This window comes from Streptomyces sp. ISL-87 (assembly GCF_018614095.1).
Taxonomy (GTDB): Bacteria; Actinomycetota; Actinomycetes; order Streptomycetales; family Streptomycetaceae; genus Streptomyces.
Window position 1 is genome coordinate 15522 of sequence record NZ_JAGGOY010000088.1, and the last position, 22613, is coordinate 38134.

Below are 22613 nucleotides of genomic sequence, written 5' to 3' on the forward strand. Positions count from 1 at the left end.
TGATCTCGCTCAGCACGCTCTGCCCGCTCTGCCCGGTCGGCTCGTTCACTGGGTTGTCCTCCCCCTCGGTACTTTCAGTTCCACTTCGGTGCCCTGTCCGGGGACGGACACCAGCTCGGCCGTGCCGCCGAGATCACGCAGCCGGCCCCGGATGGACAGGGCCACGCCCATCCGCCCTTCGCCCTCCGCCTGGTCGAGCCGGCCGGCCGGGATGCCGGGCCCGTCGTCCCGTACGGTCACGATCACCTCGTCGCCCCAGTCCTCGACCAGGATCCAGGCCCGGGCCCCCTCCCCCGCGTGCTTGCGCACATTGTCGAGGGCGGCCCAGACCGCTGCGGCCAGCTCCTTCGCCGCGGGCACCGGCAGCGGCACCGGGGTGCCCGGCTCGGCGAAGCTCACCTTCGACCCCGCGTGCGGGGCGAGCAGCGTCCGCAGATCGAGCTCGCCCTCGTCGCCGCCCGGCTCCTCCACCTCGTACGCGTGCACCAGCGCTCCGAGCGACTCGTCGCGGGAGACCCGGGAGGTGTGCACCAGCCCGCTGGAGACCAGGGTGCGCAGCGCCACCTCCTGCTCCCCGGCCATCCGGCCGAGCTCGGCGGCCTCCCCGCCCAGCTCGGTGCCGCGCCGCTGGACCATGGCGAGGACCTGGAGGACCCCGTCGTGGATGTCGCGGGCGAGGCGCTCGCGCTCGCGGGTGGCGGCCTCGATCTCCAGGGCGCGGGCGAGGGTTGCCTCGCTGGCCCGGGCGACCTCGACGACGTAGCCGATGGCTATGGATGCGACCCAGACCAGCAGGACGTTGTGGAGGGTGTCCCGGGTGGGGTCGCCGCCGTGGACGACGATGTTGGCGACGGCCACGAAGGTGGAGGCGAAGCCGGCCCAGCGCCAGCCACCCTTGATGGCGAAGGCGAGGACCGAGCCGGCCGTCCAGATGCTGGGGAGGGTGGGGCCGCCGGCCGCGATCCGCTCGTGGGTGTCGGCGAGCGAAGTGAGCAGTATGCCGACGATCGCGACGGTGAGGTCGGCGCCGAGGAACCGCTTGGTACAGCTCGCGGCGTTCGCCACCTTGCGGTGGGTGGCCAGGGTCCAGACGGCGAGGACGGCGAGGTAGCCGACCGCGATCCCGGGGCGGTCGAACTTCTTGTACGTGGAGCCGAACAGCAGCACCGCGTAGACCATGGTGAGCAGCCGGTAGCCGGTCAGGGCCCGCCACAGCGGCTGCTCGACCGACATGCGTACGACGCGCTCGCGTTTCGCCATCTCCCCCACCCCTGCGGGCGGTACCGCCCCGTCACCTGCTCCGCTGCTCCGCTGCTCCGCTACTCCGCGCTCTTGTCGGCGGCCTTGGCCGCCTTCTCGGCGTCGGCGATCTGGCGCTTGGCGGCCGTCGCGTAGATGTCGACGTACTCCTGGCCGGAAAGCTTCATGATCTCGTACATGACCTCGTCGGTCACCGAGCGCAGGATGAAGCGGTCGCTGTCCATGCCCTGGTAGCGGCTGAAGTCCAGCGGCTTGCCGATCCGGATGCCCGGGCGCATCAGCTTCGGGACCACCTTGCCGGGCGGCTGGATCTTCTCGGTGTCGATCATCGCGACGGGGATCACGGGCGCGCCGGTGGCCAGGGCCACGCGGGCCAGGCCGCCGGGCTTACCGCGGTAGAGGCGGCCGTCGGGTGAACGCGTCCCCTCGGGGTAGATACCGAACAGCTCTCCGCGCTCGATGACGTCGATACCGCTCTTGATGGCGGCCTCGCCGGCTCCGCGGGCGCCGGAGCGGTCCACCGGGAGCTGGCCCACACCCTTGAAGAAGGCGGCGGTCAGCTTGCCCTTGACGCCGGGGGAGGTGAAGTACTCCGCCTTCGCGATGAAGGTGACCTTCCGGTCCAGTACGGCCGGGAGGAAGAAGGAGTCCGAGAAGGACAGGTGGTTGCTCGCGAGGATCGCCGGCCCCTCCGCGGGAATGTTCTCGAGGCCCTCCACCCACGGCCTGAAGGCGAGCTTCAGGGACCCCCCGATGGAGAACTTCATTGCGCCGTAGATCAACTCGAAAGCCTTCCTGTGTCTGTCGAACAGACCTTATCCCCTGGGTCCGCCTGGAAGGCCCGACGACCCTGGTCGGTGTCACCCCGGTCGCGTACGGTGAAGTCACACAGCGCTACGTACCCCCGCCCCCCGAAGGAGACCCTGGTGCCCGTCCTCCCTGGAGCAGAGCCGTTCCGCCACGAGGGCGGAGAGGTCGGCGTGCTTCTCTGCCACGGCTTCACCGGTTCCCCGCAGTCGCTGCGCCCCTGGGCCGAGTATCTGGCCGAGCGCGGGCTGACGGTGTCGCTGCCGCTGCTGCCCGGGCACGGGACGCGCTGGCAGGACATGCAGCTCACGGGCTGGCAGGACTGGTACGCGGAGGTGGACCGCGCGCTGCGCGAGCTGCTGGAGCGGTGCACGCAGGTGTTCGTCTTCGGGCTGTCGATGGGCGGTGCGCTGTCCCTGCGGCTGGCGGCCAAGCACGGGGACGCGATCAGCGGCATCGTGCTGGTCAACCCGGCCAACAAGGTGCACGACCCGCTGGCCTTCGCCCTTCCGGTGGCCAAGCACTTCATCCGCACCGCGCCGGGCATCGCCAGCGACATCGCGAAGCCGGGGTCGGTCGAGGTCGGGTACGACCGGGTGCCGACCCGCGCCGCGCACTCGCTGCGGAAGTTCTTCCAGATGCTGGACACCGAGCTGCCGCAGGTGACGCAGCCGCTGCTGGTGCTGCACAGCCCGCAGGACCATGTCGTACCGCCGGCGGACTCGGCGCGGATCCTCTCGCGGGTGTCGTCCACGGATGTCACCGAGACCCTGCTGGAACAGAGCTACCACGTCGCGACGTTGGACCATGACGCGGAGCGGATCTTCGCGGACAGTTTTGCGTTCGTCGGGCGGCTCGCGGAGAGCGTCGGCAGGGAGGGGGCGGCCAGCGGTGGCTGAGCACGAGGAGTCGTCAGGGGGCGTTCCCCCGCTGGACGAGGAGGCGGCGTGGGCGGCGATCGTCGCCGGGTACGGGCAGGAACCGCCGGACCCGCCGGGCGCGAGACCGTTCAAGCCGATCAAGAATTTGATGCTGCCGGAGGAGGACGTCCAGCCGGAGCCCGACGCGGCCAAGCCGCCGGAGAAGGACACTCCGCCGGAGCCCGCGCTGGGCAGCTCGGTGATCTTCGCCCCGGGGGTGGGCGTGACCGGCCCCGGTGCCGGCTCCGGCCCGAGGGACCACTCCCTGGCGGAGCCGAAGGACGACGACGCGACCCCGGCGGACGAGGGCCACTTCATCCCCCCGGAGCCGGACCTTCCGCCGGCGGACACCACGTCCAAGTTCGCGTGGCTGGCGGTGGTGGGCGGCCCGGTGCTGCTTCTGCTGGCGGTGCTGCTCCAGTGGGAGATGACGTGGTGGCTCACCACGCTGGGCATCGGTGGCTTCCTGGGCGGGTTTGCCACGCTGGTGGCCCGGATGTCGCAGGGCGACGACGACGATGACGACGACCCGGGCCGCGGCGCGGTCGTCTGACCTTCTTCCCGCGTCTGACCTTCTTCCCGCGCCGCGCGTTCGGCTCGGCGCGGGGGCCAGTCAGGGGGCCCTGCCCGGCGGCCCGCCGGTGCTACAGGGCTGGTAGCCGGAGGGCGGCCAGGACCGGGAGGTGGTCCGTCGCGGCGTGGAGGTCGGCGTCCGCGACACCCGGCAGGCCCGCGGGGACACCGCAGGCCAGGACCTCGACACCCGCCGAGGCGAACACCGCGTCGATCCGGCGCGGTGTGCCGGACCGTACGAAGGTGTGCTCCCCGCCCCAGGGGGACACCGTCCGGCAGTCCTGGAGCCGTCCGGCCAGCAGGCGGAAGGCCGGCCCGTCCGGGGTCTCGTTGAAGTCGCCCGCGGCGATCGCGTACGGGGTGTCCATGCCCGAGAGCCGGTCCAGCAGCAGGCCCGCCTGGGCGAACCGCTCCCCCGCGTCCAGGGAGAGGTGCGCGCTCATGACAGCCACTCGCGCTGCCCCCAGACGTACCACCGCCGTGGCGAAGCCCCGCCGGTGCAGCCCGGGCGTCAACGGCAGGAGGACGTCTTCGGTGCGTTCCACGAAGGCCCGTAGGGAGCACAGCAGCAGCGGGCCCGCGGCGGTCGCGCCGCCCGACAGGAGCACGAGGTCACACCGCGCCGCCAGCCTCGCCGCATGTTTGCGCCAGCGGAAGAAGCGCGGGGCCTCCTGTACGAAGACCAGGTCCGGCTCGCACGCCCGGATCACCCGGACCAGCGCGTCCTCGTCGTCGCGCAGCGAGCGGATGTTGTAGCTGAGCACCCGGACCACGGCGGAACCGTCCGGCTCCGTACGGGACTTCGGCAGCGGGGGCAGCAGCGGCAGTGGCAACGGCTCTGACTGGGGCTGGGGCTGTTTCAGGTCCATGGCGGCAAGATACGCAGCCGCCCGCCGCGCCCCCAGGGGGCGCGGCGGGCGGTCGGAGGACAACGGGAGGCTCAGCCCTGGCGCGCCAGGTCCGCCGCGCCGACCAGGCCGGCCTTGCCGCCGAGCTGCGCGGCGAGCACCTGCGCGTGCGGACGCCACGCGCCGCCGACCAGCCAGCGCTTGAAGGACTTGCGGATGGGGTCGAGGACCAGGTCGCCCTCGTCCGAGACCCCGCCGCCGACGATGAACGCCGACGGGTCGAACAGCGAGGCCAGGTCCGCCAGGCCCGCGCCGGCCCAGCGGGCCAGCTCGCGGAAGGCGTCGATGGCCACCAGGTCGCCCTGCCGGGCCGCCTGGCTGATGTGCTTGCCCTCGATGCCGTCGGGGGTGCCGTCGCCGAGCGCGAGGAGGACCGTCGCGTTCTCGGGGGTGGCCTTGGCGCGCTGCTTCGCGTACCGGACGAGCGCGCGCCCGGAGGCGTACTGCTCCCAGCAGCCCTGGCTGCCGCACCCGCACAGCAGGCCGTCCGGGACCACCCGGATGTGCCCGAACTCGGCGGCCACGCCGAACCGCCCGCGCCGCAGCTTGTTGCCGATGATGATGCCGCCGCCGAGGCCGGTGCCGAGGGTGATGCAGATGACGTCCTCGTGGCCCTGGCCGGCGCCGAAGCGGTATTCGCCCCAGGCCGCGCAGTTCGCGTCGTTCTCGACGACGACCGGCAGGCCGATGCGCTGCTCGACCTTGTCCTTCAGCGGCTCGTGCCGCCAGTTGATGTTCGGCGCGAAGAGTACGGTCGCGCGCTTGTCGTCCACGTATCCGGCGGCGCCGATGCCGACGGCGTCGATGGTGTGGTTGCTGCTGACTTCGGACACGGCGGCGCAGATCGCATCCGTCACGCCGTCCGCGGTCGGCGGGGTGGGCACCTTGTACGTCTCAAGGATGGTGCCCTCTTCGTCGACCACGCCGGCCGCGATCTTCGTGCCGCCGATGTCGACGCCGATGGTGAGTCCCATTAGTCCCTCGGTTTCCGGTCAAACCCCGCCACGGCCAACGGTACCCGAGGGCGGCAGCCCATCAGTCGAGATCGATCCGCTCGTTCGGGCCCGTGCCGGGTCCGTCGTCGCGCGGGTCGCGGGGGTCGTTCTCCTCGCGGGGGGCCTGGCGGGGCGCCGGCGGCTCGTCGCGGGTCCAGCGGCGCTCGTGTCCCTCGACGGCCGAGCGGTAGGCGGCGAGCAGCTCGGAGCCGGCGGCCGCGAGGTGGTCGAAGACCTCGGGGTTGCGCTCTATCACGGGCTTGGCGGCGGTCTTCGCCTGGTTGACGAACTGCCGTACGGCGCCCTGGGCGGCCTCGCCCAGCAGCGGGTTGTTCAGCGCGGAGACCTTGTCGGCGACGGCCTCGAAGAGCTTGAACAGCTCCTCGGCGGCGGTCCCGGTGGCCCCGCCGCCCACGCCCTGCTCCGCGCGGTGGCGGGCCTGCTCGGCGGCGAGGTCCTCGGCGCAGGCCTTGGCCCAGGCGTCATCGTCGTTGGGGCGGTCGGTGGCCTCGCTCATGGCGGACTCTCCTGCGGCAGCTGCGGGGCGTGCGGTTTCGGGCTGGTCGTGCTGGTTGTACGGGCTACCTTCGACGGTACCCGAATGGCGGTACGGACCTCAGCGCGCGCGGGGCCACAGTCCCGGGTCGGGGGTGAAGCGGATGCGGAGGACGTCGTCGGCCAGGGCGGCGCCGGAGACCGTGCAGCGGCGAAGCGCGGCGGGCAGCGGAACGATCCTGCGATACGGGCCCACGGTGAGCAGCAGCTCGTCGCCGCGCCGGATCAGGTCGAGGTCGCGCTTGTCCGCCCGGGGCAGCGGAACCGCCCATACGAGTACCCCGTCCTCGGCGAGCCGGTCCTCGACGGCCCACGCGGTCCGGGTGGTCCCGGGCGCGGTCGGGGCGAGCCCGTCGGCCGCGGCCAGCAGGGCCAGGTCCTCGGGCCCCTGCGGATCCCGCCCGAGATGCCGGAGCGGGACCACGGGCAGCCCGTCGGCCCACTGGGCGGCGTACTTCTCCTGCTGGGCGGCGAGCCCGGCGAGCCACGGGTCGGCGGAGTCCTGGGGCAGGAGCCGGTTGCACACGAGGTCGGCGACGCGCAGCTGGTGCAGGGCGAGCCCGAGCCGGCCGGTCCGCAGGGCGGCGTCGGAGGCGGGTCCCGGCTCGGCGACCAGGCGCAGCTCGGTGGTGTCGGCCTCGACCACGGCCTGGACGGCGGCCAGCTCCTCGTCCCACCGCGCGGCGGTCTCGTACAGCCACTGCGCGGGCATGGGTACGCCGGCCAGCTGGGCGAGTACGGGACGCAGGGCGCGGGCGGCCTGGCGCTCCGCGGGGAGCAGCCGGGCCAGGTAGCGGCGCAGCTGGGCGGGGAGGGCGAGGGTGGCCACGGTCCGGTGCAGCGGGGGCATGTCCACGACGACGAGGTCGATCCCGGGCGCGGTGGCGGCCCGGCGAAGGGCGCGGAGCAGCGCGAACTCTTCGGCACCGGGCAGTTCGGTGAGCTCCTCGGCGCCCAGTGGCCGGCCGCCGAGCATCCCGAGCAAGGTGGCGCCGCGCTCCTGGAGGGCGACCAGCTCTGCGCGGAACTCCTCGCCGGAGTCGACGCGGGCCACGAGAACCCCGCCGACGGGTTGGGCGTACAGCCCGGGGGCGGCTTCGACGGTCTGTCCCGTCACCGGCCCAGCCGGCGCGGCCGGCCCGGCCATCGGATCCCCGGGGTTGCCCGGGTCGCCGGACAGCAGGAGCACGCGTCGGCCCGTCCGCGCGGCGGCGGTGGCGGTCGCCGCGGCGACGGTGGTCCGCCCGGCTCCGCCGGGGCCGGTGATCAGCTGCATGTGCATGGTGTGCCTGCTCCGGATCGGTGTATCGGGCCCTGCCGCCTCGAAAATGTGCCGCTGCGCGGAGCCTCTCCCCGCCCCGCCCCTTCTCCTCCCCCAGACTCCGTCCGGGGGGACCCCCACCCGGGCTCCGCCCGGACCCGCGCCTCAAACGCCGGCGGGGCTATTTTCAGCCTCGCCGGCGTTTGAGGCGCTGGGGGTCCCCCCGGACGGAGTCTGGGGGAGGGTCCGGGGGCTGGCCCCCGGCAGCGGCGCCGCACCTTGCCCCGGACCCGTTCGACCGCCGGAGGCGACCGGTCAGGTGGACTCGACGCGCTTCTTCAGGCCCGCCAGGGCCCGGTCGATGATGACCTTCTCCGCCTTGCGCTTGATCATGCCCAGCATCGGGATCTTGACGTCCACCGTCAGCTGGTACGTGACCTCCGTGCGCTTGCCGTCGTCCACCGGGGCCAGCCGGTACGAGCCGTCCAGCTGGCGCAGCATCTGCGACTTGTCCAGGGTCCAGCTGACCTCGTTCGCGCCCGTCCAGGTGTAGGCCAGGGTGTGGTCGTCCTTGATCGCGCCCGCGTCCAGCAGCAGCCGGACCATCGAGGCGCGGCCCTCGGCGTCGGTGGCCAGGACCTCGGCCTCCTTCACCTCGCCCGTCCACTCGGGGTAGCGGGCGAAGTCGGCGATCACGGCCATGACGTCGGCCGGCGCCGCCTCGATCGTGATGCTCGAGCTGGTGTGTTCCGCCATCGCGGTCGCTCCTCCGGGGAGTGTTCGAGAAGTGTGCGGACGACCTCCGGCCGCCGCCGCGTGAAGGCTACCGCGCGTGTGGACCCCGCCACCGCAGCGGACCCCGCAGCCGGAGGCCGGGCCGGGCAGGGCAGGGCAGGGCAGGGCAGGCAGAACCAGAGAGGCAAGCAGAGCCGGGGAGGGCAAGGCAGGGCTCACCACTCCAGCACCCACGGCCGGCCCGTCGCCGCGAAGTGGCCGACGTTCACGCACTCCGTCCCCCCGATCCGCATCCGCCGCGCCATCGGCTGGTGCACGTGCCCGAACAGCGCGTACCGCGGCCGGGTCCGCTTGATCGCCGCCAGCAGGGCCTCGCTCCCCCGCTCGAACCGCCGCGCGACCGTGTCGTAGCAGAGCTCCGGCACCTCGGGCGGGATGTGCGAGCACAGCACGTCGACCTCCCCGAGCGCCTCCACCTTGGCCGCGTACTCCTCCACGTCCACCTCGTACGGCGTGCGCATCGGGGACGGGAGCCCGCCGCCGACGAAGCCGAAGACGCGTCCGCCGATCTCCACCCGCTCGCCGTCGAGCACGGTCGTACCGGGGCAGGCGTACTCCCGCCACAGCCCGGGGATGTCGACATTGCCGTAGGTGGCGTACGTCGGGCTGGGCAGCGCCGCGAACATCTCCGCGTACTGGCGGCGCACCGCGCCCTCGATCAGCTGTTCCCGGTCCAGCCCGGCCCACAGCTCCCGCCCGAAGTCCCGGGCCTCCGCGTACCGCCGCGCCGTCCGCAGCTCCACGATCCGGTCGGCGTTCTCGACGCCGAACAGGTCGGGGAAGATCCCGCGCGAGTGGTCGGCGTAGTCGAGGAAGAGAATGAGGTCACCGAGGCAGATCAGCGCGTCGGCGCCGTCGCCGGCCCGCGCGAGCGCTTCGGTGTTGCCGTGGACGTCACTGACGACGTGGACCCGCGTGCCGGCGGGGCCGGATTTCCTGCCACCCATGCCCGCCACCCTAGGGGCGCCTGGGACCTGCGGGTAGTGGGGGTCGTACAGGCGGCCGGACCTGCGGTTACTTCCTAGTCGCAAGCGAGGTCGACTAGTGTCGGCATGGCACGCCCGCGTCATGTGACGCACGGAACATCTGGCCGGTTCCCTCTATCCGGAACCCACTACCGGTGGGTAACGTCCGGTCGGTCCACATGGTGGCGATGGCGCCCAGAGGAGCAGCAGTCTTGCGCGAGTTCAGCCTTCCGGCCCTGTACGAGGTCCCGTCGGACGGGAACCTGACGGATCTCATCCGCCGCAACGCCGCTCAGCACCCAGACACCGCCGTCATGGGCCGCAAGGTCGACGGCCGGTGGCTGGACGTGACGGCGACCGAGTTCCTCGCCGAGGTCCGGTCCGCGGCCAAGGGCCTGATAGCGGCCGGCATCCAGCCCGGCGACCGGGTCGCCCTGATCTCCCGCACCCGCTACGAGTGGGTGCTGATCGACTTCGCGATCTGGAGCGCGGGCGCCATCACCGTCCCGGTGTACGAGACCAGCTCGCCCGAGCAGATCCAGTGGATCCTGGGCGACTCGGGCGCGACGGCCGTCATCGTCGAGAGCCCCGCCCACAGCGCGGCCGTGGCCGGCCTGCGCGACCGTCTGCCGGACCTGCGTGAGGTCTGGGAGATCGAGCAGGGCGCGCTGGCCGCGCTCAACGCCGCCGGCGCGGACGTCACCGACGCCGAGGTCGACGAGCGCAGCAGCCTGGCCAACGCGGACGACCCGGCCACCATCGTCTACACCTCGGGCACCACCGGCCGCCCCAAGGGCTGTGTGCTGACCCACCGCAACTTCTTCGCCGAGTGCGGCAATGTCGTGGAGCGGCTCAGCCCGCTCTTCCGCACGGGCGAGTGCTCCGTGCTGCTCTTCCTCCCGGCGGCGCACGTGTTCGGGCGCCTGGTGGAGGTGGCGTCCGTGCTGGCGCCGATCCGCCTGGGCTGCGTACCGGACATCAAGAACCTGACCGACGAGCTGGCGTCCTTCAAGCCGACGCTGATCCTCGGTGTGCCGCGCGTCTTCGAGAAGGTCTACAACTCGGCGCGCGCCAAGGCCCAGGCCGACGGCAAGGGCAAGATCTTCGACGCGGCGGCCGAGACGGCGATCGCGTACAGCCGCGCGCTGGACGCCCCGGGCGGTCCGTCCTTCGGGCTGAAGCTCAAGCACAAGATCTTCTCGAAGCTGGTCTACAGCAAGCTCCACACGGTCCTCGGCGGGCGCGGCGAGTACGCGATCTCCGGCGGCGCTCCGCTGGGCGAGCGGCTCGGCCACTTCTTCCGCGGCATCGGCTTCACGGTGCTGGAGGGCTACGGCCTGACGGAGTCCTGCGCGGCCACCGCCTTCAATCCCTGGGACCGTACGAAGATCGGTACGGTCGGCCAGCCGCTGCCCGGCTCCGTGGTGCGGATCGCGGACGACGGCGAGGTGCTGCTGCACGGCGAGCACATCTTCCAGGGGTACTGGAACAACGAGACGGCGACCGCCGAGGCGCTGACCGACGGCTGGTTCCACACCGGTGACGTCGGCACCCTCGACGAGGACGGCTACCTCGCGATCACCGGGCGCAAGAAGGAGCTCATCGTCACGGCGGGCGGCAAGAACGTGGCGCCCGCGGTGATCGAGGACCGGATCCGGGCGCACGCGCTGGTCGCGGAGTGCATGGTGGTCGGCGACGCGAGGCCGTTCGTGGCCGCGCTGGTCACCATCGACGAGGAGTTCCTCGGCCGCTGGGCCGCGGAGAACGGCAAGCCGGCCGGGGTGACCGCGGCGGAGCTGCGCGAGGACGCGGACCTCATCGCCGCCGTCCAGAAGGCCGTGGACGACGGCAACGCGGCGGTTTCCAAGGCGGAATCGGTGCGGAAATTCCGCATTCTCGCCTCCCAGTTCACGGAGGAGTCGGGTCACATCACGCCGTCGCTGAAGCTGAAGCGGAATGTGGTGGCCAAGGACTTCGCGGACGAGATCGAGGCGCTGTACCGGGGCTGATCAGCCAGGATCAGCGAAGATCGGTGAGGATCAGCGCGGATCGGTGAGGATCCGGGACATGTTCCGCTCGGCGAGGGCCGTGATCGTCACGAACGGGTTCACGCCGAGCGAGCCGGGGATCAGGGAGCTGTCGACCACGTACAGCCCCTGGTACCCCTTGGCGCGGCCGTACACGTCGGTCGCCTCGCCGAGTACGCAGCCGCCGAGCGGGTGGTACGTGAAGTTGTCGGCGAAGGCCTTGTTGTCGCCGAAGAGGTCGTACCGGTAGATCGTGAAGTTGGCCCGGTTGACGCGGCCGAAGAGACACTTGGCGGCCTGGACGGACGGGGTGTTCTGGTCCCGGCGCCACTGGAGCCGTGCGGAGTCGCTGGCGGCGTCGTAGGTGAAGTGCCCGCGCTCTGGGTTCCTGGTGATGGCCAGGTACATCGAGATCCAGTGCTCGAAGCCCATGGGGAGCGGGGCGATCTCGGCGAAGACCGGGTTGGCGGCGTTGTCCCAGTCGTCGATGCCGAGGGCGGGCATGGTGGCCTGGTTGGCGCCGACGGTGTCCCAGAGGTGGTTGGCGCCGCCCCGAACCCCGCTCCTCAAACGCCGGAGGGGCCAAAAAAAATAGCCTCGGCTCGGCTACAGCAGCTCGCGCAGGCGGTCCGCCAGGAGGTCCCAGCGCCACTTCTCCTCGACCCAGGCCCGGCCCCGCTCGCCCATGCGCTGCCGGAGCTCCGGGTCCAGCAGGAGGGTGGTGATGCGGTCCGCCGCGGCCTCCGGGGCACCGCCACGGACCACCCAGCCCGTCTCGCCGTCCAGCACCGCGTCCGGCGCCCCGCCCGAGTCCCCCGCGACCACCGGCAGGCCCGTCGCTGAGGCTTCGAGGTAGACGATGCCGAGGCCCTCCACGTCCAGCCCGCCCCGCCGGGTCCGGCACGGCATCGCGAAGACGTCCCCCGCCCCGTAGTGCGCCGGAAGTTCGGACCACGGGACCGCCCCCGTGAAGACGACGGAGTCCGCCACACCCGTGGACACCGCCAGCGCCCGCAGGTCCGCCTCGTACGGCCCGCCACCGACGATCAGCAGCACCGCGTCCGGCACCGTCGCCAGGATCCGCGGCATGGCCTGGATCAGCGTGTCCTGGCCCTTGCGGGGCACCAGCCGGGAGACGCACACGACCACCGGCCGGTCCGAGAGCCCGAGGCCCGCGCGGACCTCCGCACCGCCCGACTCCGGGTGGAAGGTCTTCTCGTCCACCCCCGGCGGGAGCTGCACCATCCGCGCCGCCGCCCGCTCCGTCACCGCCGAGGCGATCCGAGAGCGGGTGTACTCGCCCAGGTACGTCAGCGTGTCCGTGCCCTCGCCGATCCGGCGCAGCAACTGCCGCGCAGCAGGCAGCTGGGCCCAGCCCGCCTCGTGCCCGTGGGTGGTGGCGACCAGCCGCCGCGCCCCCGCCTTCCGCAGCGCCGGGCCCATCAGCCCCAGCGGGGCCGCCGCCCCGAACCACACCGACTCGCATCCGTGTTCGCGCAGCAGCCCCACCGCCCGCCGCGTCACCCTCGGCGTCGGCAGCAGCATCGTCGTACGGTCGCGCACCACCTGGAACGGCTGCTCGGCGTCGAAGGCCGCGGTGGCTTCGCGACCCTCCTCGCTGTTCTTCCACGTGGAGGCGTAGACGACGACCCGGTCGGGGTCCAGGCGCAGGGCCATGTTGTGCAGGAAGGCCTGGATGCCCCCCGGGCGCGGGGGGAAGTCATTGGTCACGATCAGCGTCTTGTGCATCGCCTGCCAAAGTACCGGACGGCCTCACGGAGCCTGCCGCAGCTCCCTCCGCAGGGCCTCCTGCCAGGCCTTCGTCAGCCCGGCGACGTCCACCCCCACCGCCTCGTCCAGCGCCGCCTGCAACGGCTCCCGCCCGGCCTTCTCGTACAGCAGGACCAGCGCCGAGTCCCCCCACTTGTCCGCGATCAGCCGGCAGGCCAGCCAGGCGCCCTCGTACGCCCGCGCCAGCGCCGGCGGATCACCGCCGAAGGCGAAGTCCCCGTCGGCGGGGAGCGCGCCCGGGAGGTCGCCCTGCCGCACCGCCCGCGCCAGCTCCGGCGCGGCCTCCGCCGCCGTACGCCCGGTGCCCCGGTACGCCGCCCAGTCGGCGAAGCCCTCCGACAGCCACAGCGGGGTCGTCGCGGAGGTGGCGGACCGGGTCGCGACGTGGGTGATCTCGTGGGTCAGGATGATCCGCCGGCCGTCCTCCCCCAGCTCCCGGTACCCCTCCGGGTTGATCACCACCCGGTCGGCCGGCGCGGGCCCGGCCCCGGCCGTGCCGGTCGTGACGGCGGCCATGCCCCGGTACGCGGAGGCCGGCCGGCCGAGCAGCGCTGCCATGGCGTCCAGCGTGCCGGGGACCAGCACGACCGCCCGCCGCGCCCACGGCCGCGGCCAGGCCGCGTTCACCGCGGGCACCGCCCGGTCGGCCTCGGCCGCGATCCGGGACAGGGTCCCGGGGCTCTGCCCGACGCCCAGCACCAGAGAGCGCTCCCCCCGGACCACCGCCACCGGGCCCTGGTCCCACAGCTGCGGCGGCGCACCCGGCGCGGGCCGGTCCCCGGTGACCCGCCAGGCCCCGCCGGCACCCTCGCCGTCCCGCGTCAGCTCCACCTCGCGCGCCGACACCGCCGCGGCGGTGTCGTAGCCGGCGAGCCGGTAGCGCAGCTCCGCCCGGGCGGAGGCCGCCCGTACGCCGTCCCGCCGGACCGAGGTGACCTCGTAGGCCCAGCCCTCCAGCGGGATCCCGGCGAGCCGCCCGGGCGGCGCGGCGGACCACTCGGCCACCGCCCGCCGGATGTCCTGTCGGGCGGTATCGGCCGGCCGCGCCGCGCACCCGGTGGCCGGCAGGAGGCACATCAGGAGCAGCGGCAGAAGCAGTGTGCGGAGAACGGCACGGCGACCCGGGGACATCAGCCGATCGTACGCACCACCGGCTCAGCGGCATCTCAGCGGCATCTCAGGGGCATCTCAGGGGCGGGTCACCGACGACACCGGCATCATCCCGACCGGGTCGTACCGCACCCGCGCCCCCGGGTACGGGGCGTGCACCACCTGGCCGTTGCCGACGTACATGCCGACATGGCTGGCGTCCGAGCGGTACGTCACCAGGTCCCCCGGCTGCGCCTGCGAGAGCGGAACCTGCCGGCCCGCGTGCCGCTGGGCCTGCGAGGTGCGCGGCAGGGAGACGCCCGCCTGACGGTACGACCACACCATCAGCCCGGAGCAGTCGAAGCCGGAGGGGCCGGTGGAGCCCCACACGTAGGGGCGCCCGACGGCGGCCCGGGCGGCCATCACCGCGGCCGCGGCGCGCCCCGAGGAGGGGCCGAGGGAGGGCAGGTCGGGCAGCCCCTCGGGCCGCCCGCCGGAGCGCGAGGCACGCTCGAAGTCGGCGCGCTCCTGCGAGGACATCGTGTTGAGCAGCCGGCGGGCGAGGGCGAGCTTGGCCGTGACGGACCTCTTGTGCCGGGCCACGTCGGAGCGGAGGGCGTCGAGTTCGGCGAGTTTGCGGGAGGCCTCGTGGCGCTGCTGGCCGAGCCGGCGCTGCTCCTCGCGCAGGTCGTCGAGCTGCCGGGCCTGACTGCCGGTCAGCCGGTCCAGCGCGGCGGCCTTCTCGAGGTAGTCGTCCGGGTCCTCGGACAGCATCAGCTCGACGGAGGGGTCGATTCCGCCGGACCGGTACTGGGCCCCGGCGAAGGTGCCGAGGACGCCCCGCATGGTGTTGATCCGGTCCTGGCCGCGGGCCACCGCGTCCTGGGCCCGGTCGACCTCGCCGCGGAGCTTCCCGGCCCGGTCGTCCGCCTCGTTGAAGCGCTCGGTGGCCTGCTCGGCCTCCTCGAAGAGCCGGTCGACCTGGGCCCGGGTACCGGCCGGGGGATCGTGCGGCAGCCCGGGGGCCGCGGTCGCGGGTGCGCCGGTCATGGCGACCGCGGCGGTGGCCGCGGCTGCGGTGAGGACGGTGACCTTCGTGTTCCGGTCGAGGCCGGCGAAGCCCGTGAGGCCGGTGAGCCCGGTGGGGCCGGGCCGGCGATGGGACGCCACGTGAAACCGCTCCCTTCCGCTGCGCGGGGCCCGGGTCCGCCCCCCGTGGACGGCCGTGTGCCGGGTTCCGCGCTGGCAGACAGTAACCGCGGCGGCGGGCACCGGCCAACGACCGCCGGAGGGCGCACACAGCGACGCCCCGCCGGAGACGCAGGTCACCGGCGGGGCGTGCGGTCACAGCGGGGGCTCGGAATTCCCCCGGATGGGCGGTGTACGGCGAGTCCCGTCAACTCCGCGGCGCCAGGGGCATCCCGTCCTCGGCGGCGCCAGAGGCGTCCCTCAACTTCGCGGCGCCAGGGGCGCCTCGGGGCGGCCCTAGCTTCCGACGCGGACGCCGAACTGGAACGGCATGTTGTTGATCGACTCGTACTTGACGCCGCCGCGCGGGTTGGAGGCGTGCAGCACCATGCCGTTGCCCGCGTACAGGCCGACGTGGTGGAGGTCGCTGTAGAACAGCACCAGGTCGCCCGGCTGGAGCTGGCTCTTGCCGATCCGCGTGCCGTCGTTGGCCTGGGTGTACGTGGTGCGCGTGATGCTGACGCCGGCCTGCTTGTAGGCCCACTGGGTCAGCCCCGAGCAGTCGAAGGCGCTCGGACCCGTGGCACCGGACACGTAGGCCATGCCGAGCTTGGTCTTGGCGGCCTCGAGGGCGGCGCCGGCGCGGCCGGAGGGCTTGACGTTGCCGAGGTCGGCGCGGTCGGTCTCGCTGCGGCTGGCGCGGCTGTCCTCGTCCTTGATCTGCGCGCGCTCCTGCGCCGTCAGGGAGTTGAGGAGGGCCTGGGCCTCGGCGAGCTTCTCCTGCGAGGCCTTCTTCTTCTCGCCGAGCTCCTTGCGGGTGGCGTCGAGGTCGGCGAGCTTGCCGGAGGCCTCCTGGCGCTGCTGCGCGAGGCTGCGCTGCTTGGCCTGGATCTTGGAAACCGCTTCGACCTGCTTGCCGCTCAACTGCTCCAGCGTGGAGGCCTTGTCGAGGTAGTCGTCCGGGTCGGCGGAGAGGAAGAGGGCGAGGGACTGGTCGACGCCGCCGTTGCGGTACTGGGCGCTGGCCATCGAACCGAGCGCGTTGCGCAGCTCGTTGAGCTCGTCCTGGCCGCGGGCGACCTGGTCCTGGAGCTGCCCGATCTCCTTTTCGAGCTTCTCCTGGCGTTCCTTGGCCCCGTTGAACTTCTCGGTGGCCTGCTCCGCCTCTTCGTAGAGAGCGTCGACCTTGGTCTTGACCTCGTCCTTGCTCGGCTTCGCCGGAGCGGCGGAGGCGCCGTGGGCGGAGAGGACGACGGCTGCGGCCGCGGTGGCGGTGAGCACGGTCACACGAGCACGGTTCGGCTGCTTGGGTCGACGGTGGGACGCCACGAAGGCGAGCTCCTTCTTCCTAGAGCCGCCGAAGAGCGCACACTCGGCAGCACCCCCGCCCGTCACCCCGAATGAGTGACCTACCGCACGAAGGTTTGAGCAGACCCTAGTGACCCTCCTGTGATCAGTTCAAATCCTGGCGGAAAAAAACCGCTTGCCCTACCAGCTTCTTTACCTACAGCGCACGCTCTGTGCCGAGCACTTGACGGTACGTTCCCTGCGGCCATGCCCAATTCCGGCATTCGGCCTGGTAGTTACGAAACGCGCGAAAGCCGCTTCAGTAGCAAAGCGGACGTCACGGGCCGGGCCCCGGCCTTGGCCACCCCGTCGGCCACCTCGCGGTCCGTGGAGACCACGACCACGGGCCTGCCGGGCGGCTCGGCGCGCACCAGCTGGCGGATCAGCTCGTCCGCCGTCACCCCGGCCTTGGAGAACAGCACCCGCACCCCGCGCGGCGGCGCGAGCAGCACCGGGGCCGCCAGCTCCGCCCCGTCGAAGACACAGGTCATCTCCGCCCCCGTCTGCGCGGCCAGCATCGACAGCCCGCCCAGCAGCCGCAGCCGCTGCTTCTCCAGCGGCATCGTCGGATAGCCGGTCTTCGTCACGTTGTAGCCGTCGACCACCAGATGCGCCTGAGGCAGCGCCAACAGCTGGTCCAGCAGCGCCGGATCGGTCTCCGACAGCGCCCGCGCCGCGATGTCCTTCGGCGTCATCCGGCCCGGCTCCACCGCGTCCACCGTGTCCGCCGGGCGGGTCGAGACCGGCGGCAGCGCCAGCTCGCGGCGCAGCCCCTGGGCCGCGTCCAGCACGGTGTCCAGCAGCAGCCGGAGCCGCATGTCCTCGATGCTGCGCCCCTCACGGGTGGCCCGGCGGGAGGTCTCCAGCGCCGACTCCACCTCCGCCAGCCGGGACTTGAGCCGCCGGTTCTCGCTCTCGGCGGCGGTCACCTGCGCGGCCGCCTCGCCGCGGATCCCGTCGACCTCGGCGTTGAGCTTGCGGAAGGCGGCCTCGCCCCTCTTCACGTCGCTGAGGGCGCTGCGCAGCTTGCGCTGAAGCGATTCCGCTTCCTTGCGCGCCGCCTCCAGCTCGCCCCGCACCTGCTCGCCACCGGTGCGCTGGAGTTCCCGTACGTGGGCCAGTTCCTCGCGGAGCCGGTCCAGCTCGCGCCGGGTCTCCTCGCCGACCCGTTCGGCGTCGGCGCGCTGCGCCTCCTCGCCGGCCGCGGCCACGAGCTTGACCCAGCCGGCCGGCCGCAGGATGTACGCGGCGGCCGCCACGTCCAGCGGATCGGCGGCGGCGGGCGGGGCACCGGATTCCAGCGCCGCGGCCAGTTCTGCCTGCGCCTCGCGGAGCTTCTCGGCGACCCGGCCCCGGAAGACGGCGTCACTCTCCACGGCCGAGGCCATGGCGTTGCCCGCGAACTTGGCGCGCCGGGTCGGGGTGAACCGGGCGTACTGGCGCAGCTGCCCCGGGAGGTCCGCGACCGTCAGTCCGCCGAAGGCGTCCGAGACGAGCGCGACGACCCGGCGCCGCACGCCTTCGGGCAGCGGGCGGTCGAGCACCTCGGCGGCGTCGCCGGCCACGTCGGCCGGCTCAGCGCCGCTTGCTGGCTCCACAATCCGTCACCCCTACCGTGATCTCCGAATGGGCACGGCTCCGTCAGGAGTCCGTGCCCGGCCTGTCCACCAGCTCGATCTGGTCCACCGCGTTGCACCAGCGGCAGCGGACCGACTCGATGGTCTCATTGACCACCTCGCGCTCCTCGACCTTGGGCTCCCCGGCGAGGTCCAGGTGGACGTACTCCACGACCTTCGACGAACGGGTGACGTCGAACCGCGTGAGGTTGCCGCACAGGGTGCAGCGCCACCGGGTCGTGTCGGTCGGCAGGGGAACCGTCATCAGGCCGCTCTCTCCTTCGTACCTTCGTAGCTCATTCAATTAAAGCCGTCCGCGCACGCCTTCCGCAGCCTCCACGGACGCAGGCACGTAACCCTACGGCCTGCCACCGCCGCCGGTGGGGCGGCTTGCGTCATGCTCGGTCGCATGATCGTAAGGTGGCGGGCCGTACGCGAGGCCGCCCGGGGCCCGGTGGTCACCCATGCGCTGATCGCCGGCTGCTGCGTGGTGTTCCTGCTCGGCCCGGCTTCGGGCATGAACCCGTCCTACGGGACGGGCGAGCAGCTGCTGACCTCCGGGACGGCGTACTTCCGGCGCTGGGGCGTGGTCCCGGACGTCCTCTTCTCGGGATCCGCACGCGCCCTCCTCACCCCGCTGACGGCGCTGTTCGTCCACGGCAGCTGGCTGCACCTGCTGGGCAACATGCTCTTCCTCTACGTCTTCGGCGCGATGGCGGAGGAGCGGATGGGCCGGCTGGAGTTCCTGTGCTTCTACGTCTGTACGGGCTACCTGGCGCTGGCGGCGTACGCCTCGGCCCACGCCACCTCCGCCCAGACCCTGGTCGGTGCCTCGGGGGCGATCTCGGCGGTCCTGGGGGCGTTCCTGTGCCTGTTCCCGCGGGCGCGGGTGACGAGCCTGTTCCCGTTCCTGTTCTTCCTGCCGCTGCGGTTCCCGGCGTGGATCGTGCTGCTGTTCTGGTTCGCCCTCCAGTGGCTGGCGGCGCACCGCGCGGAAAGCGGCCCCGGGGTGGCGTACCTCGCCCACCTGGTGGGGTTCTCGCTCGGCTTCCTCTACGCCTGGGTGCGGTATCGCCGTGCGACTAGAGTGAGGCGACCAGCGACGGCCAGCGAGGGAGACAGCCAACCGTGATCACCGCGATCGTGCTCATCAAGACCAGCGTGGACCGCATCCCCGAGATCGCCGAGTCCATCGCCGCGCTGGAAAGTGTCAGTGAGGTCTACTCCGTCACGGGGACGTACGACCTGATCGCCCTGGTCCGCGTGGCCCGCCACGAGAACCTGGCGGACATCATCCCGGGCCGCATCAGCAAGATCCCCGGCGTCGAGGCGACGGACACGCACGTCGCGTTCCGTACCTACTCCCAGCACGACCTGGAAGCCGCCTTCGCCATCGGCCTCGACGCGTAGCCGCTCGGGCCGGCCGGCGGGCCGGCCGGGCACGATCCAGCCGCGCCGGCGTTCGAGGCGCTGAGGGTCCCGCCGGACGCTACACGGCGGGGACGCAGCGGCCTTCCTCCGTGCGGTACTGCCACTTGGCGCCGTCCGCGACCAGCTCCCGCACCGCCCGTACGAAGCGCTCGACGTGCTCGTCAGGGGTACCGGCCCCGAAGCTGACGCGGATCGCGTTCAGCGAGCGCTCCCCCGGCACGGCCTCGGGCGCCCCGCACTCGCCCGGCTCCTGCGGCTCGCTGCCCAGCAGGGTGCGGACCAGCGGGTGCGCGCAGAACAGGCCGTCCCGGACCCCGATGCCGTACTCCGCCGACAGCGCCGCCGCGAAGTGGGAGCTGTTCCAGCCGTCCACCACGAACGAGATGACCCCGACCCGCGGCGCGTCGTCGCCGAAGAGGGACAGGACGCGGACCTCCGGCACCGAGGCCAGACCCTCGCGGACCTTCGCGATGAGCCGCCGCTCACGGGCCACCAGGTTCTCGAAGCCCGCATCCGCCAGCGCCCGGCAGGCCGACGCGATGGAGTAGACGCCGATCACGTTCGGGGAGCCGGCCTCGTGACGGGCGGCCGTGGTGTGCCAGTCGACGTCCACGCCGCCGTCCTCGCGCCGGGCCACCTTGCGGGAGGCGCCGCCGCCCGCCAGGTACGGCTGCGCCGCCTGGAGCCAGTCCGCCCGGCCGGCCAGCACGCCCGAGCCGAACGGCGCGTACAGCTTGTGCCCCGAGAAGGCGACCCAGTCCACGTCCAGCTCCCGCACCGAGACCGGATGGTGCGGCGCCAGCTGGGCGGCGTCCAGCACGATCCGCGCGCCGTGGGCGTGGGCGGCGGCGGCGAGCTCCTTCACCGGCCACAGCTCACCGGTGACATTGGACGCCCCGGTGACGCAGACCAGCGCCGGGCCGTAGCCCCCTTCAATCGGTGCAGTGCGGTCGGCCAGCGCCCGCTCCAGCGTCTCGACGGCCTGGGCCGGGGTCCGCGGCGCGTTGAGGTAGGTGACCCGCGCGTTCACCCACGGCAGCAGCGAGGCGTGGTGCTCGGTCTCGAACACGAACACCTGGCAGTCGGCCGGGAGTACGGCGGCGAGCAGGTTCAGGGAGTCGGTGGTGGACCGGGTGAAGACGACCTGGTCGGCGGGGCGGCAGTCCAGGAACTCGGCGACCGTGGCCCGGCTCTGCTCGAAGAGGTCGGTGGAGAGCTGGGAGAGGTAGCCGGCGCCGCGGTGCACGCTGCCGTAGTACGGGGCGTACGCGGCCACGTCGTCCCAGACCCGTTGGAGCGCGGGGGCGCTGGCCGCGTAGTCGAGGGCCGCGTAGGTGACCTCGCCGCCGGTGACGAGCGGGACGGTGACGTCCCGGCCGAGGACCGGCAGCGGCTCGGCGCAGGCCGGGCCGTCGGTGGCGACTGCGGTGGCGGCGGCGGTGGCGGCGGCGGCGGTGGCGGCGTTCAGGGATGCGGACATGGCGGTATCTCCCGGCAGGCAGGGCTGAATGGCTTCTGAGTCGCCCGTACGCGGTCTCGGCTCGGCGGCCGTCCGGGGTACGGGAAAAGCCTCGGAGTACGGGGGTTGCGTACGCGGGGCCACGGTTAGACGCAGGTACGCCGAAGTGACCCTGATCCGAGGGTTGAAGAAGGGGCGGAGCCGCCCTATCGCATTCGCTTGCTCACGGAAAACGCTCCTCGAGAAACCAGGACCCCTGGTGTCGAGGGATCCGCGCTTGCCGTAGACCTCGCTGCCTACGACCTGGTCATCACCCGGGGCACCCCGCCACGGAAGGAGGGTTGCCGGACAGCAAGCCGGGGCCTAAACGCTGTCACTCGTGACCTGGTCTGCATCCTGCCACAAGATCTCTCACGCGCAAGACCCCGGTCCGCATGGTGGACCGGGGTCTCTATCATCACACCACGCCCGCTACGCGTTGCTTGCTGCCACCCACCGCTCCAGCGCGGCCCGAGCCGAACCCGAGTCGATGGCTTCGGCCGCCCGGGCGATCCCGGCGGCGATCTGCTCCTCCAGCGAGCCGGTGCCCGGGTCCAGGGCCACCAGCGCGGCCGCCGAGTTCAGCAGCACCGCGTCCCGCACCGGGCCCGTCTCGCCGGCCAGCAGGCGGCGCGCGACGTCCGCGTTGTACGAGGCGTCCGCGCCGCGCAGCTCAGAGACGTCGACCAGCGCGATGCCGACGTCGCGCGGGTCGAACGCCCGCTCCTCCACCGCGCCGTCGCGCACCCACCACACCCGGGAGGTGGCGGTGGTCGTCAGCTCGTCCAGGCCGTCGTCGCCGCGGAACACCAGCGCCGAGGAGCCGCGCGCCGCCAGGACGCCCGCCACGATGGGGGCCACCCGGGGATCCGCCACGCCCGTGGCCTGCGCCCGTACCCGCGCCGGGTTGGTCAGCGGGCCGAGGAAGTTGAAGGTGGTCCTGATGCCCAGCTCCTTGCGGGCCGCGGCCACGTGCCGCAGCGCCGGGTGGAACTTCACCGCGAAGCAGAAGGTGATGCCGGCCTCCTCCGCGACCTCGACCACCCGCGCCGGGGTGAGGTCCAGGTTGACGCCGAGCTTCTCCAGCACGTCCGAGGAACCGCTCGCGGAGGACGCCGCCCGGTTGCCGTGCTTGACCACCTTGGCGCCCGCACCGGCCACCACGATCGACGACATCGTCGAGATGTTCACCGTCTTGGCCCCGTCGCCGCCCGTGCCGACGATGTCCACCGTCCGGCCCGGTACCTCGATCAGGTTGGCGTGCTCGTACATGGTGCGCACAAGGCCGTCGATCTCCGCGACGGTCTCACCCTTGGCCCGCAGCGCGACCATGAAGCCGGCGATCTGGGCGTCGCTGGCCTCCCCGCGCATGATGCGGTCCATGGCCCAGGCCGTGTCGTCGGCGTGCAGGTCCTGGCCGGTCAGCAGCGCCTCGAGGACTCCCGGCCAGCTGCGGGCCGCCACGCTGTCGCCGCCCGCCGGGGTCACAACGTTCATGGTCCGCTCCTGCTGCTAGTGGGGGATTCCACGTCGAATGGGAAGGCCCTCAGCCTATCCAGCCCGCCGGGAGGTGGAGAGACCCGTCCC

The 22613-nt window shown here is 72.7% G+C and carries 21 protein-coding genes, 1 pseudogene and 1 riboswitch; of the genes and pseudogenes, 5 read left to right on the top strand and 17 right to left on the bottom strand.

Annotation, left to right across the window (positions count from 1 at the left end; genetic code table 11):
- Positions 1-45: 45 nt before the first annotated feature.
- Together macS and J7I97_RS29550 are read right to left on the bottom strand one after the other, a co-directional pair.
- Complete coding sequence (gene macS / locus J7I97_RS29545) at positions 46-1260, bottom strand: MacS family sensor histidine kinase (protein WP_214940842.1); 1215 nt, start codon at positions 1258-1260, stop codon at positions 46-48.
- A gap of 59 nt (positions 1261-1319) precedes the next feature.
- Positions 1320-2027 (bottom strand): 1-acyl-sn-glycerol-3-phosphate acyltransferase, encoded by a 708-nt coding sequence (locus tag J7I97_RS29550; RefSeq protein WP_214940921.1) that lies wholly within the window; start codon positions 2025-2027, stop codon positions 1320-1322.
- Positions 2028-2186: 159 nt separating this feature from the next.
- On the opposite strand from J7I97_RS29550, the gene J7I97_RS29555 reads away from it, so the two are divergent.
- Together J7I97_RS29555 and J7I97_RS29560 are read left to right on the top strand one after the other, a co-directional pair.
- Entirely contained in the window at positions 2187-2966 is a 780-nt protein-coding gene (locus J7I97_RS29555) for a carboxylesterase (RefSeq protein WP_214940844.1), read from the top strand.
- Positions 2959-3540 (top strand): hypothetical protein, encoded by a 582-nt coding sequence (locus tag J7I97_RS29560; RefSeq protein WP_214940846.1) that lies wholly within the window; start codon positions 2959-2961, stop codon positions 3538-3540. Before J7I97_RS29555 ends, J7I97_RS29560 begins: the two co-directional genes overlap by 8 nt.
- Before the next feature lie 91 nt (positions 3541-3631).
- On the opposite strand, the gene J7I97_RS29565 is transcribed toward J7I97_RS29560, so the two are convergent.
- The 6 genes from J7I97_RS29565 to J7I97_RS29590 form a co-directional block, all read right to left on the bottom strand.
- Entirely contained in the window at positions 3632-4429 is a 798-nt protein-coding gene (locus J7I97_RS29565) for an endonuclease/exonuclease/phosphatase family protein (RefSeq protein ID WP_214940848.1), read from the bottom strand.
- 71 nt (positions 4430-4500) lie between these two features.
- Positions 4501-5442, bottom strand: coding sequence for an ROK family glucokinase (locus tag J7I97_RS29570; RefSeq protein WP_214940851.1), 942 nt, complete (start codon positions 5440-5442; stop codon positions 4501-4503).
- 61 nt (positions 5443-5503) lie between these two features.
- Positions 5504-5980: a DUF5304 domain-containing protein gene (locus J7I97_RS29575; protein WP_214940853.1), complete on the bottom strand. Its 477-nt coding sequence runs from the start codon at positions 5978-5980 to the stop codon at positions 5504-5506.
- A 99-nt stretch (positions 5981-6079) separates the two neighbouring features.
- Positions 6080-7300, bottom strand: a complete 1221-nt coding sequence (locus tag J7I97_RS29580; protein ID WP_214940855.1) for an ArsA family ATPase — start codon at positions 7298-7300, stop codon at positions 6080-6082.
- A 294-nt stretch (positions 7301-7594) separates the two neighbouring features.
- A complete protein-coding gene (locus J7I97_RS29585) occupies positions 7595-8035 on the bottom strand; it encodes an SRPBCC family protein (protein WP_214940857.1) in 441 nt (146 codons plus the stop codon).
- Between the two features lie 194 nt (positions 8036-8229).
- On the bottom strand, positions 8230-9021 hold the full coding sequence (locus J7I97_RS29590) for a metallophosphoesterase (protein ID WP_214940859.1): 792 nt from the start codon (positions 9019-9021) through the stop codon (positions 8230-8232).
- Between the two features lie 230 nt (positions 9022-9251).
- Here J7I97_RS29590 and J7I97_RS29595 point away from each other — a divergent pair, with 230 nt between their 5' ends.
- Complete coding sequence (locus J7I97_RS29595; protein WP_214940861.1) at positions 9252-11048, top strand: long-chain fatty acid--CoA ligase; 1797 nt, start codon at positions 9252-9254, stop codon at positions 11046-11048.
- A 30-nt stretch (positions 11049-11078) separates the two neighbouring features.
- On the opposite strand, the pseudogene J7I97_RS29600 reads toward J7I97_RS29595, so the two are convergent.
- From J7I97_RS29600 to J7I97_RS29630, 7 genes and pseudogenes are all read right to left on the bottom strand, one after another.
- Positions 11079-11612, bottom strand: a pseudogene (locus J7I97_RS29600) (GMC oxidoreductase); the annotation flags it as partial.
- Between the two features lie 60 nt (positions 11613-11672).
- Positions 11673-12815, bottom strand: a complete 1143-nt coding sequence (locus J7I97_RS29605; protein ID WP_214940862.1) for a glycosyltransferase family 4 protein — start codon at positions 12813-12815, stop codon at positions 11673-11675.
- Between the two features lie 24 nt (positions 12816-12839).
- Positions 12840-13988: a hypothetical protein gene (locus J7I97_RS29610; protein WP_214940865.1), complete on the bottom strand. Its 1149-nt coding sequence runs from the start codon at positions 13986-13988 to the stop codon at positions 12840-12842.
- A 57-nt stretch (positions 13989-14045) separates the two neighbouring features.
- Positions 14046-15116, bottom strand: a complete 1071-nt coding sequence (locus J7I97_RS29615) for an NlpC/P60 family protein (RefSeq protein WP_214940869.1) — start codon at positions 15114-15116, stop codon at positions 14046-14048.
- Between the two features lie 315 nt (positions 15117-15431).
- Positions 15432-16463 (bottom strand): C40 family peptidase, encoded by a 1032-nt coding sequence (locus J7I97_RS29620; RefSeq protein ID WP_214940871.1) that lies wholly within the window; start codon positions 16461-16463, stop codon positions 15432-15434.
- Between the two features lie 254 nt (positions 16464-16717).
- Complete coding sequence (locus J7I97_RS29625; RefSeq protein ID WP_214940924.1) at positions 16718-18082, bottom strand: NYN domain-containing protein; 1365 nt, start codon at positions 18080-18082, stop codon at positions 16718-16720.
- Positions 18083-18122: 40 nt separating this feature from the next.
- A complete protein-coding gene (locus tag J7I97_RS29630; RefSeq protein ID WP_030291802.1) occupies positions 18123-18362 on the bottom strand; it encodes a hypothetical protein in 240 nt (79 codons plus the stop codon).
- Positions 18363-18506: 144 nt separating this feature from the next.
- Between J7I97_RS29630 and J7I97_RS29635 the strand changes: the two genes are divergently transcribed.
- Both J7I97_RS29635 and J7I97_RS29640 read left to right on the top strand, forming a co-directional pair.
- Positions 18507-19229: a rhomboid family intramembrane serine protease gene (locus J7I97_RS29635; RefSeq protein WP_251059280.1), complete on the top strand. Its 723-nt coding sequence runs from the start codon at positions 18507-18509 to the stop codon at positions 19227-19229.
- Positions 19226-19507: an Lrp/AsnC family transcriptional regulator gene (locus J7I97_RS29640; protein ID WP_214940875.1), complete on the top strand. Its 282-nt coding sequence runs from the start codon at positions 19226-19228 to the stop codon at positions 19505-19507. The genes J7I97_RS29635 and J7I97_RS29640 overlap by 4 nt, the downstream gene beginning before the upstream one ends.
- 79 nt (positions 19508-19586) lie before the next feature.
- Here J7I97_RS29640 and J7I97_RS29645 read toward each other — a convergent pair whose 3' ends face one another.
- Together J7I97_RS29645 and trpD are read right to left on the bottom strand one after the other, a co-directional pair.
- A complete protein-coding gene (locus tag J7I97_RS29645; protein ID WP_214940877.1) occupies positions 19587-21008 on the bottom strand; it encodes an aminotransferase class V-fold PLP-dependent enzyme in 1422 nt (473 codons plus the stop codon).
- Between the two features lie 247 nt (positions 21009-21255).
- Positions 21256-21372, bottom strand: a riboswitch (SAM riboswitch).
- 86 nt (positions 21373-21458) lie between these two features.
- Positions 21459-22523 carry an anthranilate phosphoribosyltransferase gene (trpD, locus tag J7I97_RS29650; RefSeq protein WP_214940879.1) on the bottom strand — a complete coding sequence of 355 codons (1065 nt, stop codon included), beginning with the start codon at positions 22521-22523 and terminating at the stop codon, positions 21459-21461.
- Positions 22524-22613: the final 90 nt, after the last annotated feature.

Excerpts from the sequence above, each read along its gene's own strand:
- macS (WP_214940842.1), bottom strand. The coding sequence starts at position 1,260 with ATGGCGAAACGCGAGCGCGTCGTACGCATGTCGGTCGAGCAGCCGCTG.
- J7I97_RS29550 (WP_214940921.1), bottom strand. The coding sequence starts at position 2,027 with ATGAAGTTCTCCATCGGGGGGTCCCTGAAGCTCGCCTTCAGGCCGTGG.
- J7I97_RS29565 (WP_214940848.1), bottom strand. The coding sequence starts at position 4,429 with ATGGACCTGAAACAGCCCCAGCCCCAGTCAGAGCCGTTGCCACTGCCG.
- J7I97_RS29570 (WP_214940851.1), bottom strand. The coding sequence starts at position 5,442 with ATGGGACTCACCATCGGCGTCGACATCGGCGGCACGAAGATCGCGGCC.
- J7I97_RS29575 (WP_214940853.1), bottom strand. The coding sequence starts at position 5,980 with ATGAGCGAGGCCACCGACCGCCCCAACGACGATGACGCCTGGGCCAAG.
- J7I97_RS29580 (WP_214940855.1), bottom strand. The coding sequence starts at position 7,300 with ATGCACATGCAGCTGATCACCGGCCCCGGCGGAGCCGGGCGGACCACC.
- J7I97_RS29585 (WP_214940857.1), bottom strand. The coding sequence starts at position 8,035 with ATGGCGGAACACACCAGCTCGAGCATCACGATCGAGGCGGCGCCGGCC.
- J7I97_RS29590 (WP_214940859.1), bottom strand. The coding sequence starts at position 9,021 with ATGGGTGGCAGGAAATCCGGCCCCGCCGGCACGCGGGTCCACGTCGTC.
- J7I97_RS29605 (WP_214940862.1), bottom strand. The coding sequence starts at position 12,815 with ATGCACAAGACGCTGATCGTGACCAATGACTTCCCCCCGCGCCCGGGG.
- J7I97_RS29610 (WP_214940865.1), bottom strand. The coding sequence starts at position 13,988 with ATGTCCCCGGGTCGCCGTGCCGTTCTCCGCACACTGCTTCTGCCGCTG.
- J7I97_RS29630 (WP_030291802.1), bottom strand. The coding sequence starts at position 18,362 with ATGACGGTTCCCCTGCCGACCGACACGACCCGGTGGCGCTGCACCCTG.
- J7I97_RS29635 (WP_251059280.1), top strand. The coding sequence starts at position 18,507 with ATGATCGTAAGGTGGCGGGCCGTACGCGAGGCCGCCCGGGGCCCGGTG.
- J7I97_RS29645 (WP_214940877.1), bottom strand. The coding sequence starts at position 21,008 with ATGTCCGCATCCCTGAACGCCGCCACCGCCGCCGCCGCCACCGCCGCC.
- trpD (WP_214940879.1), bottom strand. The coding sequence starts at position 22,523 with ATGAACGTTGTGACCCCGGCGGGCGGCGACAGCGTGGCGGCCCGCAGC.